Source organism: Flavobacterium sp. Leaf359 (assembly GCF_001423985.1).
Lineage (GTDB): Bacteria > Bacteroidota > Bacteroidia > Flavobacteriales > Flavobacteriaceae > Flavobacterium > Flavobacterium lindanitolerans.
Genome location: NZ_LMPW01000010.1, coordinates 59,595 through 76,415, shown reverse-complemented (window position 1 = coordinate 76,415; position 16,821 = coordinate 59,595). Strand labels below are relative to the sequence as shown.

11 protein-coding genes are annotated in these 16,821 nt (G+C 38.6%); 4 read left to right on the top strand and 7 right to left on the bottom strand.

Going from position 1 to position 16,821, the window contains the following annotated elements:
- Window positions 1-3 precede the first annotated feature (3 nt).
- The 3 genes from ASG38_RS04625 to ASG38_RS04615 all read right to left on the bottom strand — a co-directional run bounded on the left by ASG38_RS04625 (window position 4) and on the right by ASG38_RS04615 (window position 3,927).
- The gene (locus tag ASG38_RS04625) at window positions 4-2,013 is read right to left on the bottom strand and encodes a fumarate reductase/succinate dehydrogenase flavoprotein subunit (protein ID WP_056067617.1); all 2,010 of its coding nucleotides are present in this window, start codon (window positions 2,011-2,013) and stop codon (window positions 4-6) included.
- 14 nt (window positions 2,014-2,027) lie between these two features.
- A complete protein-coding gene (locus ASG38_RS04620; protein ID WP_056067614.1) occupies window positions 2,028-2,846 on the bottom strand; it encodes a succinate dehydrogenase cytochrome b subunit in 819 nt (272 codons plus the stop codon).
- A 229-nt stretch (window positions 2,847-3,075) separates the two neighbouring features.
- The gene (locus tag ASG38_RS04615) at window positions 3,076-3,927 is read right to left on the bottom strand and encodes a ChaN family lipoprotein (protein ID WP_056068441.1); all 852 of its coding nucleotides are present in this window, start codon (window positions 3,925-3,927) and stop codon (window positions 3,076-3,078) included.
- A gap of 211 nt (window positions 3,928-4,138) precedes the next feature.
- On the opposite strand from ASG38_RS04615, the gene ASG38_RS04610 reads away from it, so the two are divergent.
- The 3 genes from ASG38_RS04610 (at window position 4,139) to ASG38_RS04600 (ending at window position 7,152) form a co-directional block, all read left to right on the top strand.
- Complete coding sequence (locus ASG38_RS04610; RefSeq protein WP_056068439.1) at window positions 4,139-4,729, top strand: Crp/Fnr family transcriptional regulator; 591 nt, start codon at window positions 4,139-4,141, stop codon at window positions 4,727-4,729.
- Window positions 4,730-4,800: 71 nt separating this feature from the next.
- A complete protein-coding gene (locus ASG38_RS04605; RefSeq protein ID WP_056067612.1) occupies window positions 4,801-6,093 on the top strand; it encodes an aminopeptidase P family protein in 1,293 nt (430 codons plus the stop codon).
- Between the two features lie 276 nt (window positions 6,094-6,369).
- Window positions 6,370-7,152 carry an alpha/beta fold hydrolase gene (locus ASG38_RS04600; RefSeq protein ID WP_056067609.1) on the top strand — a complete coding sequence of 261 codons (783 nt, stop codon included), beginning with the start codon at window positions 6,370-6,372 and terminating at the stop codon, window positions 7,150-7,152.
- Here ASG38_RS04600 and ASG38_RS04595 read toward each other — a convergent pair.
- From ASG38_RS04595 to ASG38_RS04580, 4 genes are all read right to left on the bottom strand, one after another.
- Window positions 7,149-9,905, bottom strand: coding sequence for a PD-(D/E)XK nuclease family protein (locus tag ASG38_RS04595; protein WP_056067607.1), 2,757 nt, complete (start codon window positions 9,903-9,905; stop codon window positions 7,149-7,151). The genes ASG38_RS04600 and ASG38_RS04595 overlap by 4 nt on opposite strands.
- A gap of 62 nt (window positions 9,906-9,967) precedes the next feature.
- Entirely contained in the window at window positions 9,968-11,377 is a 1,410-nt protein-coding gene (locus tag ASG38_RS04590; RefSeq protein ID WP_056067606.1) for an OmpA family protein, read from the bottom strand.
- A 110-nt stretch (window positions 11,378-11,487) separates the two neighbouring features.
- A complete protein-coding gene (gene kbl, locus ASG38_RS04585; protein ID WP_056067603.1) occupies window positions 11,488-12,681 on the bottom strand; it encodes a glycine C-acetyltransferase in 1,194 nt (397 codons plus the stop codon).
- A 65-nt stretch (window positions 12,682-12,746) separates the two neighbouring features.
- The gene (locus ASG38_RS04580; RefSeq protein WP_056067601.1) at window positions 12,747-15,902 is read right to left on the bottom strand and encodes an exodeoxyribonuclease V subunit beta; all 3,156 of its coding nucleotides are present in this window, start codon (window positions 15,900-15,902) and stop codon (window positions 12,747-12,749) included.
- A 237-nt stretch (window positions 15,903-16,139) separates the two neighbouring features.
- On the opposite strand from ASG38_RS04580, the gene ASG38_RS04575 reads away from it, so the two are divergent.
- On the top strand, window positions 16,140-16,748 hold the full coding sequence (locus ASG38_RS04575; protein WP_056067599.1) for a superoxide dismutase: 609 nt from the start codon (window positions 16,140-16,142) through the stop codon (window positions 16,746-16,748).
- Window positions 16,749-16,821: the final 73 nt, after the last annotated feature.

Below are 16,821 nucleotides of genomic sequence, written 5' to 3'. Positions count from 1 at the left end.
TTCTTATTTGTAATTACGAGCCGCAATTTTAATAAACTCATAATTCAGTTCTTCTTTGTGAAGTACTTCCTTATTAATGTCGCTTCCCTGATATTCCCATGCTCCAACAAACTTAAAGTTTTCGTCATCACGTAGTGTTTCTCCTTCAGCATCCTGATACTCCTCACGGAAATGTCCTCCACATGATTCTTTTCTTTGCAAGGCGTCCATTGCCATCAATTGTCCTAATTCCATGAAATCAGCTACTCTAAGTGCTTTTTCCAATTCAGGGTTCAATTCATCTGCACTTCCGGGAACGTATACTTCTTTGTAAAATTCTTTACGTAAAGCATCAATTTCTGCTACTGCTTCTGACAGACCTTTTTCGTTTCGTCCCATTCCTACTTTATTCCACATGATGTTTCCTAAAGCTTTGTGGAAATGGTCTACTGATTTTGTACCATTATTGTTGAGGAAGAAGTTAATCGAGTCTTTCACTCTTTTTTCTGCCTCGTCAAATTCCGGTGAATTGGTAGGAATTTTTCCGGTACGGATTTCATCGGCAAGGTAGTTAGAAACCGTATATGGCAATACGAAATATCCGTCAGCCAATCCCTGCATCAGAGCAGAAGCTCCTAATCGGTTTGCCCCATGGTCAGAGAAGTTTGCTTCTCCAGCTACGAAACAACCCGGAATTGTAGACTGCAGGTTATAATCTACCCAAACACCACCCATTGTGTAGTGAACGGCAGGATAAATTTTCATTGGAGTTTCATATGGGTTTTCGTCGGTAATTTTTTCATACATCTGGAAAAGATTACCGTATTTTTCTTCTACCCACTGTTTTCCTAATTTGATTATTTCTTCATCTGTAGGATGGTGATTTCCTTGTGCATAAGCTGCCTGACGGCCTTTGCTCTTAATTTCAGAAGCAAAGTCAAGGTAAACTCCTTCATTCGTGTCGTTGGCTTCAATTCCGAAACCGGCATCACAACGCTCTTTTGCAGCTCTTGAAGCCACGTCACGAGGCACTAAGTTACCAAACGCCGGATATCTTCTTTCTAAGTAGTAATCTCTATCTTCTTCAGCAATTTGTGTCGGTTTCAATTTTCCGGCACGAATTGCTTCTGCATCTTCTTTCTTTTTAGGCACCCAGATTCTTCCTGAGTTACGCAATGATTCTGACATCAGAGTCAGTTTCGATTGGTTGGTTCCATGAACCGGAATACAGGTTGGGTGAATTTGTACATAACAAGGGTTAGCAAAATAAGCTCCCTGTTTGTGGATTTTCCAGGCTGCAGTCACGTTACTTCCCATTGCATTTGTAGAAAGGAAATATACGTTTCCATATCCACCGGAAGCAATGATAACGGCATGTGCAGAATGTCTTTCGATTTCACCGGTAATCAGGTTACGGGCAATGATTCCTCTTGCTTTTCCATCAACTTTTACCAGGTCAAGCATTTCATGACGGTTGTACATTTCAACACGTCCTAAACCAATTTGTCTTGACAAGGCTGAATAAGCTCCCAAAAGCAACTGCTGTCCGGTTTGTCCGGCAGCATAAAAAGTACGCTGTACCTGTGTTCCTCCAAAAGAACGGTTGTCCAGCAATCCGCCATAATCGCGGGCAAAAGGCACGCCTTGTGCTACACACTGGTCAATGATATTTCCGGAAACTTCAGCAAGACGGTGAACGTTTGCTTCTCTTGCACGGTAATCTCCTCCTTTTATCGTATCATAGAATAAGCGATAAATACTATCGCCATCATTTTGGTAATTTTTAGCGGCATTGATACCTCCCTGAGCTGCAATGGAGTGAGCTCTACGTGGAGAATCCTGGAAACAAAATGCTTTCACATTGTATCCCATCTCCCCTAAAGAAGCAGCAGCAGAAGCTCCAGCCAAACCTGTACCAACAACAATCACATCAATTTTAGGCCTGTTATTAGGCGCTACCAATTTAAGATGGTTTTTATGGTTGGTCCATTTTTCTGATATATGTCCTTCTGGAATTTTAGAATCTAAACTCATATCTTGTTCGTGTGTTATTTAGCAAAAAAGTGAATGTAAACCGGAATAATTGCGAAAAGAAGCGGTACGATAACCGAAAAGGCTTTACCGAAACCTTTAATTAATCCGTTATATTTTGGGTTATTTGCTCCTAATGATTGGAATGCGCTGGCAAAACCATGCCATAAGTGGAAAGACAATACGAACATTGCAATTACATATAGTATTGTTGCGATTAGGCCGTATTCAGAGTCTTTAAAGAATTCAAAAGTAATTTTATGTAAATCTTTATAGCCCTCGCCTATTTTAAGTCCGCTTTTTGAGTCAAAAAACTCTGTTCTGTGTTCAATTTTCACATCACCGCTAGTCACAAATTCCTGAGGAATGTAACTACCATCAACCATCACATACACCTGTGAATCACCATTTGCAACAGACTGCAATGGCATATTCTTATCAAAATGCATTACCGCCCAGAAGTTAACCATGTGCGTTACGATAAAAACCAAAATCAAGGTTCCTAAAACCGCCATGTTTCTTGAAGCCCATGTTGAATTTGCTGAAGGATTTTCCATTGCATACCGGATAGGCCTTGCTTTTCTGTTTTGAACAGTCAGGAGAATACCGTCTACCGCGTGAAAAAGAATTGAAATGTACGTCAGGTAAGAAAGCAGCTTTACCACGGGGTTTGTGGTCATAAACAATGCATATTGATTGAAGTGCAGTGCATCGCTAAAAATCAATTGCAGGTTTCCAGCTAAATGTCCTACTAAAAACAAGCATAAAAATAAACCTGTTAGAGCCATCCAGTACTTTTTTGCCAGTGATGACTTTAAGATTGCAGATTTTGCCATAAGAGTTGTTTGTGTGTTTTAAAAAATCACACAAAAATAACGCATATTCAAATTAACTACAACCTTTTCGGATTATTTATAATCAGTATAAAGTGAATATCTTTTGCAGTAAAAGAGGCTTAAAATTTCATTACCAATAATTTTAAGCATCAATAATTACCAAAAGAAAAATAAATCGCAAAAAACACGACTTTCAATTACGTTAAAATCAGTCGGAATTCCAGTATTTTTAGAAAGTTTTGGTCACATCTTCGTCGGTTACGATTATAAAATCGGCCAACTTTAGATTTTCTTTTTCGATTTTTGAGATATCTTTTTGAGAAACTGTAGCAATGGTCATTATTTTCAAACTCGGATTTTGACGTTTCAAATACCAATTAATTCCTTCGAAATTATCGCTGTGATAGGTTCCGTTATAGTGTACAAAAACCGTATTTGGCTTTAAATTTTTTGAAATGAAATACGCCATTGTAGCATCTTTTACCGCCTGTGCTTTTGGCATATTTTCATGAGCATGGTCACCCATCATACTAAGCATTTTTACATATCCGGGAAGATTCTTGTCATAGGCTATTGGCAAAGGCGCTATCCATGTTTTTTCCTCTGCAGACAGTTTGTCTAATGCTTCAAAACCTTGTTTGTATACCAAACTGGCATATCTTCTCGGGATATTAGCCGCCACAAAGGTCAGGTTTTTAGATTTTGCAAAATCCACCAACGGCTTATAATCGGTTTTGTGGTTGTTCCAAAGCCTTGCCAAAGTGTCGAATGCTTTTTGATTGATTTCTCCTTTCAAATATTGGTTGAGTTGCTTCTGGTTATCTGCTTCTATCATTTCTGCACCCAAAACCAATGACTTTTTTTCCGCCAGGTCTTTCGTAAATTCCAGCTGTAGCCAGTGTACAACAGAATTATCATGGTGTTCTCCAAACAAAACAACTTCAGCATCTCCTGCTTCTTTCAACATTTTTTTATAAGTCGTTTTCTTCCCGTTTTTATCATACAATTGGTACGGAAGCTTGTCCTGAGCTACTAAATTGAACGAAACGGCCAGAGCAAGTATGTGGAAAAAATATTTCATTTTGTGCGTTTTAAAATCTTGCGCTAAAATAGCCATAAATAGGCCGACAGCAAAATGAAAAAACCGAATTGCCAATTTCTCTAAAGCCTGGTTTTAAATCTGTAAAAATCCTATTATCTGCTGTTTGCCATTATTGAAATTGCCTTTTTTTATTATAAAATGCAGAATACCGGTTTACCAGACTTCACTATTTTTAGGTAATTTTGCTTTTATGAAAACAGCTCCTTCTATTTTTTTAGACTATCTCACGGTATTTTCCAATACTGATGATGATTCATTTCCGGAGTTGCTTGAAAAATCAAAAAACGCCTTTACCTATCTGCCTTTAAAGAAAAACGACTTTTTTGTAAAAGAAGGTGAAATTTGCCAACATTTCTGCTATATCGAAAGCGGCATTCTGCAACATGCTATTATGGTTGATGGTGAAGAAAAAACAACCTATCTGGCATTGCGCAATTCTGTCACCAGCTCCTTAAACAGCTTTTTATTTGGAAAACCGTCCCGAAAAAGCATCAAGGCAATTTCAGATTGCGGTTTGTGGATTGTAGACCTGCCTACTTTTAAAAACCTGATTGAAAACAACGAGGCTTTTCACCAGTTTTATTACAATCTGATTGAAAAACAGCTCTGCCTTATCGATGATTACCGTATTGACCTCCTAACCTTATCCCCGGAAGAACGCTACAGAAAACTACTTTCAACAGAACCCAAACTGCTTCAGGAGGTTCCTTTGCATTACCTGGCTTCTTTTCTCGGGATTTCTTCCCGACACATGAGCCGTATTCGAAAAAATATAAAATAACGCCATTTGGCTACTTGCCAAAAAATATCTTTCGCTACTTTTGGGAATACAATTTTCAAAAGTTTTTATTTATGAAATACCATCAGATAGACCGTCAGCTTTTTATCAAAAACCGACAAAAGTTTACGGCTCATATGAAACCAAACAGTGTTGCCGTTTTTAATTCCAATGACATTTATCCTGTTTCTGCAGACAGCACGCTGCCTTTTGCCCAACATAGAGATATTTTTTATTTAAGCGGCATTGACCAGGAAGAAAGCATACTGCTTCTTTTTCCGGATGCACCATACGAACACTTAAAGGAAATTCTTTTCCTGAAAGAAACAAATGAACATATTGCTATTTGGGAAGGCGAAAAACTAACCAAAGAAAGAGCTTTTGAGGTTTCCGGAATCAAAACCGTAATCTGGCTGCAGGATTTCCATAAGACCCTAAAAGAAATTATGGCTTATGCCGACACGATATACATCAACACCAATGAACACTATCGCGCAACGATTGAAACCGAAACCCGTGAAGCCCGTTTTGTAAAATGGTGGAAAGAAAATTATCCTGCCCATAAGGTAGAAAAATCAAATCCGATACTGCAACGCCTGCGTTCTGTTAAAGAAAGTGAAGAAATTGACCTGATTCAGCAAGCCTGCAACATCACGGAAAAAGGATTCAGAAGATTATTGTCTTTTGTAAAACCTAATGTAACGGAATATGAAATTGAAGCCGAACTGATTCATGAGTTTATCCGAAACCGTTCCAAAGGATTTGCCTATACGCCAATTATTGCTTCCGGAAATAACGCAAACGTATTGCATTATATCGAAAATAACCAGCAGTGTAAGGCAGGCGATTTAATCTTGCTGGATGTGGCTGCTGAATATGCCAATTATTCCAGTGACCTGTCCAGAACGATTCCTGTTTCAGGCCGTTATACTGAAAGACAGAAAGCTGTTTATAATGCCGTGTTGAGAGTAAAAAATGAGGCTACGAAAATGCTTGTTCCGGGAACGCTTTGGAAACAATATCATGTAGAGGTTGGTAAATTGATGACTTCCGAATTATTAGGATTAGGACTAATTGATAAAGCCGATGTACAAAATGAAAATCCTGATTGGCCGGCCTATAAAAAATATTTCATGCACGGAACTTCTCACCACATGGGATTGGACACGCACGATTACGGTTTACTTCACGAGCCGATGCAAGCCAATATGGTGTTTACCGTAGAGCCTGGAATTTATATTCCTGCTGAAGGATTCGGTATCAGACTGGAAGATAATGTTGTTGTACAGCAAAGCGGGGAACCGTTTAACCTGATGCGAAATATTCCTATTGAAATTGAAGAAATTGAAAGTTTGATGAATCAGTAGATTTTAGATTGCAGATTTGTGATTTATGATTGTAGATTTATGATTTAAGACTTGATACTTTGGACTTGAGACTTGAGACTTGAGACTTGATACCTTGGACTTTAGACTTTAGACTTAAAATTCTAAAGGGCGGCTTGCTGATTGCGGGCCGCTTTTTTTTCGCCACAGATTAAGAGATTTTGATGATTCTTGAATCTGTGTTAATCCTTTAATCTGCGGCAAAAAAATATAATTTTCAAAAAAAGGAATTTACCTTTGCAAAACAAACTAAGCGCTTTGAAACAGATAATCTACAAAAACACGACTATTTCTTATACTGATTCCGGAAAGGGAACTGCTATTGTATTGCTTCATGGTTTTCTGGAAAACAGTAGCATGTGGACACATTTTATTCCTGAATTTTCTAAGAAATACCGGATTATCTGTATTGATTTATTAGGTCATGGAGCGACTGAACCAATGGGTTATGTGCATTCTATGGAAGACAATGCCGATGCCGTACATGCCGTATTGTCTGAATTAAAAATCCGAAAAGCTGCTTTTGTAGGGCATTCCATGGGCGGTTATGTCGCTCTGGCTTTTGCCGAATTGTATCCTGACGCCGTCAAAGGAATTGTTTTACTCAATTCAACATCCAGAGCTGACAGCGATGAGCGCAAAGCAAATCGTGATCGCGCTATCAAAGCCGTAAAACAGAATTATACTAATTTTGTCCGCCTTTCTATAGCCAATCTGTTCAGCGAAAATAACCGTGAAAGGCTGGCTGATGAAATTGAAAATGTAAAGGAAGAAGCCCTAAAAACACCTTTGCAAGGAATAGTAGCATCTCTTGAAGGCATGAAAATCAGAAAGGACCGTGAAGTTATATTGCATTTCGCTCCCTATCCTATTTTATTGGTTCTTGGCAAAAGCGACCCGGTCTTGAATTATGATGAGAACATTGACCAGATAGAAAATACTTCGGCAAAATTGCTTTCTTTCCCTGACGGACACATGAGCCCTATTGAAAACCGCGAACAACTCAAAAAAGAATTGCCGGATTTCTTTAAGAGCATTTAAAGTTTCTCCCTAAAAGGTATATCCTTATCCAGAATTTCATTTAAAAGCAGAACCAGCTGTTCAATATAGTTGCCAGATATTTCTTCATTAACGACTGAGATTTCGGTTTTGTCAATTTTAAACTGAAAGGGCAGAAAGCCCGATTTCAGATTTTTAAACGAAATAATCCCGACTTCTATTTCCTGTCCTTCGCTATTGGGCTCATACATAAAGGCATAGGCCAGCACCTGAATAATCTTGTCATTTTTTATTTCGTCTGTCAACTTATCCCATTGTTTCAAAGCTACTTCCTTGCCTTCAACCTTACCTGTTTTGTAGTCAATAATTCTGATTTTTCCGTTTCGCTGTTCTATCCTGTCTACATTACCTTTAATCAATACAGGATAGGGCAATTTGGGATGCTCTAAAAGTCTTTCATAGGTTTTCTCGAGGGCGATTATTTTTACCGCATCTCCATTTTCGATTTCCTGCAATTCCAGTTTTAGAAAATTGAAAACATTTCTTTTGGCTACTTCAAAAGCCAGCAGGTTTCGCCCTTTCTTGATTTCTCCTTCTTTATAGACAATCTTAAACTGCCTGAGCACTTCCTCATCAATCTTCTTTATGCAATTTTTGATGTCCTCTGCCGATAAAAATTGGCCGATATAAGGTTCATACAAAACACGCAATGTTTCGTGTATGATGGTTCCCAATGTATTTAAGGCGATATTCTCTTCAACTTCTTCTACTTCACTAATGCGAAGAATCTTTTGCGTATAGAACTGTATCGGGTTTCGGATATAGCTTGTCAAAGCCGATGGTGAAAAGCCTTTTTCCGCAATTTCTTTAAGGCGCTGCATTACGCTTTCCGATTTCGGTATCACTATGGGGCGATAGGCCACATCAGGCAAAGCAGCGTTATAAATTTCATGCGTTATGTTATGGTTTTTCTGTTTTTCGACCTCCAACTGAGTAATGAACCGGCTCTTTTCTCCACCATCCAATCCTTCACTTTCTGTATTATAAAGCAGATAGATGTTTTTTGCCCTTTGCAGCAAATGATAAAAGTGATAGGTATAGATAGCGTCTTTTTCTTTAAACGTTGGCAATCCCAATTCCCGTTTGACATCATAAGGTATAAATGAATTTTGGGACTTTCCCGCAGGAAATTTTCCTTCGTTCATTGAAGTGACGATAACCGTTTCAAAATCCAGGACACGGCTTTCGAGCACACCCATAACCTGTAATCCGTTAAGCGGCTCACCTTCAAAAGAAACTTCGGCCAGGTCAATAATTTGCTTATAAACTGCAAAAAGGGTTTCTATGGTGTCAATATGCCTGTGTTTTGAATAATAATTCATCAGCTTATTAATTACCTTAAAAATGGAATATACGAATGCCTTTGTTATTTTTTCTCCTTCATCATCATTACTCAAATTGGATTTTATCTGAAGTAAGAGACCGGAAATCGTTTCCAAAACCGGCATTGAACCCTTGTCCCATTTTCGGAATAGCAATAAAAACAAATCGCTTTGGCTCTGATTCAGCTCAAAAAGCTTGTTATAGGTAATAAAGGTATAATTATTCTGATTGATGGTATTGACCAGATCGGATGTTTTTGAATAAGGCTCGATTAACGGGTGCGTGAGTACATCCAAAACATCTTTATAATAAAAAACATAACTGTTCGGATTTCTGGAAAGTGCATTGGAATGCAGCTTAAATAGTTTTGCTATTAAGATTTGAGCAGGATTATTCTTTCCGGAATATCCCATTGTTATGTTCATCGCAGTTACAGAAGACGGTAAGGAATAGAGCAACGGCACCAGCAGATTTTCTTCTCCCAGAACAACTGCTGTTTTATTTAGTGTGATTTCTTTTCCGGCATGTTCTTCAACGATTTTCCCTGCAATTTTTGCCTGGCCAATAGTTTTGGGCGTGCCTATTATCTGTATGTTTTTATGCTGCTTAAAATCATCTACAATCCATTCAAAGGGATGGCTTTTGTAATGTTTCCAGTTTTCTTTGAAACGTCTTAAAAATAGTCCGGCATCATGGAATGGGTCGTTCAGGAAGGTTTCGTCGGCATCCCAAAAAATTCTGGCTTTTTCGGTTGCCAATAAATGCTGTACGATTTTTTCTTCGGAAGCATTCAGGGCATTGAATCCGGCAAAAAGAAATTCTTTCCTGCCAATGGCATTTGTAAAATGATTGAGGTTCTTGACAGATTCTCTGTAAATCAACCCCTGATAGCCAATTCCTTTATTTAAGAGATGGCTGTATAATTCTTCATAATATTTGGGAAGCAGACTCCAAAACTGAAGGTAATTATCAATCATTGGAGTTCTTTTCTCTGCATCTACAGACCAATGTTTGATGTCTTCGATGTCCTTGAGATAGGAAAGCACATGGTTGGGTTCTAAAAGATACCTGTCTATTTCATTAAAATCCTGTAACAGGGTTTTGGCCCAGTTGGCAAACAATTCAAAAGGCTGCTGTTTTTCTTTACTGGTAATACTCAGATACACCTCATAGAATTCAAATATGAGTTCAATACTGTCAATGGAACGGATTCCGGCTATATCCTGAATGAAGTCTTCAATACTGATAATTTTAGGAGCAAAAATGGTGTTTTCGGTCTTATTTCTTAATGCTTCAATAAGAAAAACCTTCGCTCTTTTGTTTGGCAATACGACCACCAGATCCGACAAGGTGTTAGTACTCCCATCCACTATTATAGAAGCGATTTTATCTAAAAACGTAGTTTCTGCCATAGGATAAAAATAAAAAAACGCCCCGATAAATCGAGGCGTTTTTAAAACTATTTAGGTTAAAATTAATCTTTGATCAATTTTACTTCAACTCTTCTGTTGTTAGCTTTACCTTTAGCAGTTTTGTTAGTATCGATTGGTTTAGTTTCACCGAAACCTGTAGATCTCAATCTAGAAGATTCGATTCCGTTTTCAATCAAGTAGTTTTTAACTGCTGCAGCTCTGTTTTCAGAAAGCGTTTGGTTTAACGCGTTAGAACCGTCGCTGTCAGTGTGTCCTTCAATAGAGAATCTTGAAGTTGGGTATTCTTTAAGGATAGCGTTGATAGCTTCCAATACTGGCATAGTTTCTGGTTTGAATGTAGACTTACCGCTGTTGAACAAGATAGTTTTAGCGTAAGCATTCAATTTGTTAACCTGCTCTTCAGTGATTTCTGGACAACCGTGGTTAGCAACTGTACCTTTCACATCTGGACATCTGTCATCTTTATCGAATACACCGTCACCATCTCTATCTGGCCATGGGCATCCACCATTTTCTTTTGGTCCTTTAACATCTGGACATTTGTCAACATTGTCAGCAACACCGTCACCGTCTCTGTCTGGACATCCGTTCATAGCTTTAGTACCTGCTTCGTTTGGACAAGCATCATCTTTATCAGGAATACCGTCACCGTCAGTATCAGGACATCCTTGGAAAGCTGCTAAACCAGCAACTTCTGGACAAGCGTCATCTTTATCAGGAATACCGTCACCGTCAGTATCAGGACATCCTTGGAATTGTTTTAGACCAGCCTGGTCTGGACAAGCATCATCTTTGTCATAGATTCCGTCACCGTCAGTATCTTTACCTCCAAATTTGAAAGTAAGACCTGCAAAGTGCTGGATGTGAGTTGGAACGTCTCCGTTTGGACGTCTCAAGTTCTCATCAAATGAGTGCTTGTAAGTAGATTGAAGTGTCAAACCTACAGTTTCTGTAAACCATAAAGTCAAACCTAAACCTCCGTTTACTGTTCCGTAGCTAGCATCACCAAAGAAAGTGTAACCACCTCCAACGTGAGCGAAAGGATCAATAACTTTAGAGTTGATCAAGTCCATGAAGCTGTACTTAATAACACCATCAACTGCGTAATACATCAAATCACCAGGATTAGTAGTTTCAAAAGTAGTGTAAGTTCCAGGAACTTTATTCACAAATTTATCAATTCTGTTCACAGATCCTGTTACTCCGAAAGAGAATCCAGAACCTATGTATCTAGATACATTCAAATAAGAAACTGAAGGCAAAATGTTCCAGTTGTCTTTTGCATTGAAAAAATTCGAAAACTGATCTTCAAATTTCTGAGCTGCACTAAATCTTGTATCTACAGCATTAGCTCCAAAGGAAATAGCCCATGGATTGTCGCTATCCTGTGCATTGGCATTTAAGCCTACAGCTAACAACATAGCAGCAAAAATTTTGTTTAGATGTTTCATACTTAATTTTATTAGATTACAATACGTTAATTAAGACAAAAGTAATATGTTAAAAGGTAATTACAAAGATTTATGTTAAAAAATTAACTCAAATTTAGTTAAAACTCATTTTATATTACATTTAACCTTTTTCCTACAGTCGTAAATGCCTGAATAGCAGCATCTAAGTGTTCTTTTGTATGCGCTGCGGAAAGTTGTACACGAATCCTCGCTTTGTCTCTTGGCACAACCGGAAAGAAAAATCCTATTACATAAATTCCTTCTTTTAACAATTCATTGGCCATATTTTGTGATAATTTGGCATCATAAAGCATTACAGGAACAATGGCAGAATCTCCATCTATGATATCAAAACCGGCTTCTTTCATTCCTTTTTTAAAGTAATTGGTGTTCCATTCCAGCTTATCTCTCAAAGTAGTATCTTTTTCTAAAAGTTCAAAAACCTTGATTGACGCACCTACGATTGAAGGCGCCAAAGAATTTGAAAACAAATAAGGTCTTGAACGTTGGCGCAACAGTTCAATGATTTCTTTTTTGGCTGTTGTGTAACCGCCCATAGCACCACCCAAAGCTTTTCCGAGTGTTCCCGTAACGATGTCCACTCTCCCCATCACACCTTTGGCTTCCAGGGTTCCTTTTCCTGTGGCTCCTATAAATCCTGCAGCATGGCATTCGTCTACCATTACCAAAGCATCATATTTATCTGCCAGGTCACAAATCTTGTCTAATGGCGCCACTAATCCGTCCATAGAGAAAACACCGTCAGTAACGATAATCTTAAAACGATGGCCGGCTTCATTTGCTTTGATTAGCTGCTGCTCCAGGTCTTCCATGTTACTGTTTTCATAACGGTAACGCGCGGCCTTACACAAACGGACACCGTCTATAATGGAGGCATGGTTTAAAGAATCGGATATAATTGCATCGTTTTCACCGAATAAAGGTTCGAAAACACCTCCGTTAGCGTCAAACGCTGCGGCATATAAGATAGTATCTTCGGTTCCGTAGAAATCGGCTATCTTTTTTTCCAAAGTTTTGTGGATGTCCTGTGTTCCGCAGATAAAGCGAACGGACGACATTCCGAAACCGTGTGTATCCAAAGCATCTTTGGCTGCCTGAACCACTTCCGGATGCGACGATAGTCCGAGATAGTTATTGGCGCAGAAGTTCAATACTTTTTCTCCTGTCGAAATTGTGATTTCTGCTCCTTGAGGCGAAGTAATTATTCTTTCTTTTTTGAAAATCCCATTGTCTTCTATGGTTTGCAATTCTTCTTGCAGATATTGCTGGATTTTTCCGTACATATTTTCTGTATTTGGTTTTTATTTTTCGATGCCAGGTATCGTTCGATATATGGCTTTTCCTGATTTTACAAATTTACTACATTTACTTCTTCTCCAATATACACTAATGCTTTTTTGGCAACCTGATATCCCATTTTTTCTATTGCCTGTTCGTAGGCTTCCAACTGCTGCAGGTATTTCTGGTTGTGAGAACCGGTTTTATAATCTAGCAGGTATACTTTATTATCTTGCGCCATAACCATTCTGTCCGGCTTGATAGGTGTTCCTTCTTTCCGGATAATAGTTTGCTCATTCATGACATTATTGCCTTCTGCAAAATAATCCATAAGTTCCGGATGGCCCAGTATCAGGGAAATGGTTTTGGCCACTTCGTCTTGCTGGCTTTCCACTATCAGTCCGTTTTCTATTGCTTTGGTGAGTGCCAGCCCGACATCGGAAGCGGTTCCGATATAGGAAAGTATTTCATGGACAATATTCCCATATTCAATAGCTTTTTGCTGATGTGTTCCCCACATTAAGGATTCACGCTGGGCAATCTTTATGTTTTTGGGGTCCAGTACTTCCCTGACAAAAGGAATCTTTCGGGCCTCTTCCCCGATTGGACTTTTATGGGATATTCTTTCCGGGCTTCCAATTTCATATTCATGCTTTTGGATGTCGAAACCGACAAATTTTTCGAGATAATTTATAAAAAAAAGCGCCATGTTATTTTTAGGCAATTCTCCTTTTGCAGAAAGGTTCATGCTTGAAATAATATAAAGCTGTTCTTCGGCACGGGTCAGCGCCACATAGAGTACGTTGACATTGTCAAGCAAATCTTCCTGTTTTTTTTGCTGGTAGACTAAAGACGCTTCTTCTCCAAAACCTTCAACGGCGCTACTGTTATCAATCAACACCCTTGGCAATTCAGAAATATTATCTTCACTGTCCAGCCATAATTTGTCTTTAGGCCGTCTGGAATAATCTTCTTCCGCAAACGGAAAAATTACTACCGGAAACTCCAATCCTTTGGATTTGTGGATGGTCAGGATGCGAACTGCATTTTTTCCTTCAGGAGACGGAATACTGAATTTATGGCCATTTTTCTCCCAATAGGAAAGAAAATCTGTAATGCCTGCCTGGTTTTTGATATCTCTTTCCAAAACCAAATCGAGAAAATACTGAATGTAGGCATTGTTCTGTTTCAGATTTATAAACTTTGATATGATGCTTTCTACGGCTTCATACAACGACTTTCTTCTAAGCTCCTGAAACGATAGCGAAATATCAAACGACATCAGCCAATTTTCGAACTCTTTTTCATTTCTGTTTTCCATACCCTGGAAAATAAAGTCATGAACCGGCAATTGTTTCTGTACATATTCTCCTATATATTGTAGCAAATAGGCTTTTGCTTCAAGATTGCTGCTGTTGTTCAGATAGCGGAGCACATTCAGTATGAAGATGACTTCGGTAGCGTTTTCAATCATCAGGGTTTCAGAAGAAAGAATAGGTATTCCCTGCTCCGTCAGATATCCGGCAACTGCTATTCCCTGGTCGCGCCTTCTTGTCAGTATAGCTATGTCTTTGTACTCAAATCCTTGTGCAAGCGATTTTTTGATGGCAACCAGTGTCGCCTGTACATACTGTCTGGTTTTGTCTGGAGTTTCTTCGTCGTCACCTTCCGTTTTTTCAATTTTAGGTAGAAAGGAAATATTGATATAACCGCCAATTTTAGAGTTATGTTCCTGATGGCTATGGTTTTCATAAAGATTTTTATAGTCCGGATTGGTAAACTGTTCCGATATCATCCTGAAAAATCCGTTATTGAACTGAATGATTTCCGAATAACTTCTGAAATTCCTGTCCAGATGTTCAATTTTCTTATCCGGATTGTTAAACGGATTATGTTCCTTGCTCAATTCGATAAACTGTTCCGCCTTACCGCCGCGCCAACGGTAAATAGATTGTTTTGGATCACCTACAATCATTAGCGAGCCTCTTTCTCCCTGCAAATCTTCACTGGAAAGCGCATTGTCAATTAGCGGAATAAGATTCTGCCATTGCATTTCGGAAGTATCCTGAAATTCATCAATAAAAAAGTGCTTGTATTTTTCACCCAGCCTTTCATAGATAAAAGGCGCCGGCTGATTCTGTATTTCTTTGTAGATAATGGCATTAAACTCCGAAATCGACAGGATGTTCTGCTCTTTCTGGATTTTTGACAATTCCTGGCTTACTGTATTGAGCAATGACAACGGTGTGATATTTTTCAGGAAAGCCATATAAAAGGCCATTTTTTCCTGATTTTTATAAACCCGTTTTAAAAGGGAAAGCAGTTCGGGAATGATGCCTTCAATAATTTCCTTGTCTTTTGCCGTCTTATTTATTTTAATGTCTTCGGCTTGGTGATAGGTTTTATTTTTTGCATTGAACCTGCCTTCTTTGATGCTTTGCAGGTGTTTGGGAAAATAGCCTCCTGAAAAGGATTTTTCATCTACTCCCGCTGCCGTTATTACAGCAATGGCTTCTTGTGCCAAAACGGCACATTCTGCATCAAGGTCTGTAACTACCTGTTGGATTTTCTTTTTTATTTCTACGAATTCTGAAATTGTCTTGTCCTGAAAATGGACAATTTCATTCCGGTTATTTTCATTGAGCAGCAGCTTTCCGGTGTCAAGAATTTCTCTTGTCACGTCCCAGCTTTTGTCATCATCGGTTTTTTCCATCGTAAAATCGACCAGAAGCCTGGTGAGCGTCTCGTCTTCTCCTGCTTGTGCGATGATAGCATCTACGGCTTCCGTCAAAAGATTATCGGTTTCTAACGAAACGTCAAAAGTGATAGGCAGACCCAGGTCGTGTGCAAAGGCGCGAATAACCTTATGGGTAAACTTATCTATTGTGGAAATATCAAACGAGGCATAATTATGGATGATGTTTTTGATAATCTGCCTGGCTTTTATTTTAATATCAATTGCATTCAACGCGGTTTCCTGCTGTATGACCTCCATGAGCTCCACCGCTTTTGGACCGGGTTCGTCTTTGGCAAATTCTGAAAGGCTGGAAACAATCCTGCTTTTCATCTCGCCTACGGCTTTATTGGTAAAGGTAATGGCAAGGATATTCCTGTAAGCATCATTTTTGGGTGATGTCAGGAGTATTTTCAGGTATTCTTTTACCAGCGTAAAAGTTTTTCCGGAACCGGCTGAAGCGTCATATAATGTGAATGCGGTTTTTTGCATTTATAGAATAAACAAATCTGTTTGTTTTGATATTTGGTTTTCCACTGTTTTGTATCTTTTTGTTATTAAATTACATGATTTCCTTTTGAAAAATACAGTTTTTTACCTGATTCCCTGTGTTTTCTAGGATATTATCATTTTCCCTAATGTAATTATAACAAAATAGTATTTCTTATTCCAAAGTTAAATGTTTAAATTTGAATAAAATATTTATTAATCTGAATAAAAATATATATTATGGCTTTTGAATTACCAAAATTACCGTATGCTTATGATGCACTGGAACCGCATATCGATGCTAGAACAATGGAAATCCACCATACAAAGCACCATAATGCTTACACAACTAACCTGAACGCGGCTATTCAAGGCACTGACCTAGATGGTTTGACTATTGAGAATATCCTTATCAATCTTGACAAAAAGAATGCGGCTGTCAGAAATAATGGCGGCGGCTACTACAACCACAATTTATTCTGGAAGGTAATGTCTCCAAACGGCGGCGGACTTCCAAAGGGTGACCTTTTGGATGCCATTGAAAAAGATTTTGGAACTTTTGAAGAGTTTAAGGCTAAATTCTCAAAGGCGGGAGCTACACAATTCGGTTCAGGATGGGCCTGGCTTTGTGTTCACAAAGGCGGTAAATTGGAGGTTTGCGGTACTCCTAACCAGGACAATCCTTTAATGCCGGACGTAGGTTGCGGAGGTACTCCAATTTTAGGAATGGATGTTTGGGAACATGCTTATTACCTGAATTATCAAAACAGAAGACCTGATTATATCGAGGCTTTTTTCAATGTAATTAATTGGGAAGAGGTTGCGAGAAGATATGCTATGGAGAAATAATATTTTCCCCCTTATTTTAACGAGAAAACGTCCTGACTGTTCAGGGCGTTTTTATTTTTTACAGAGGTTTATA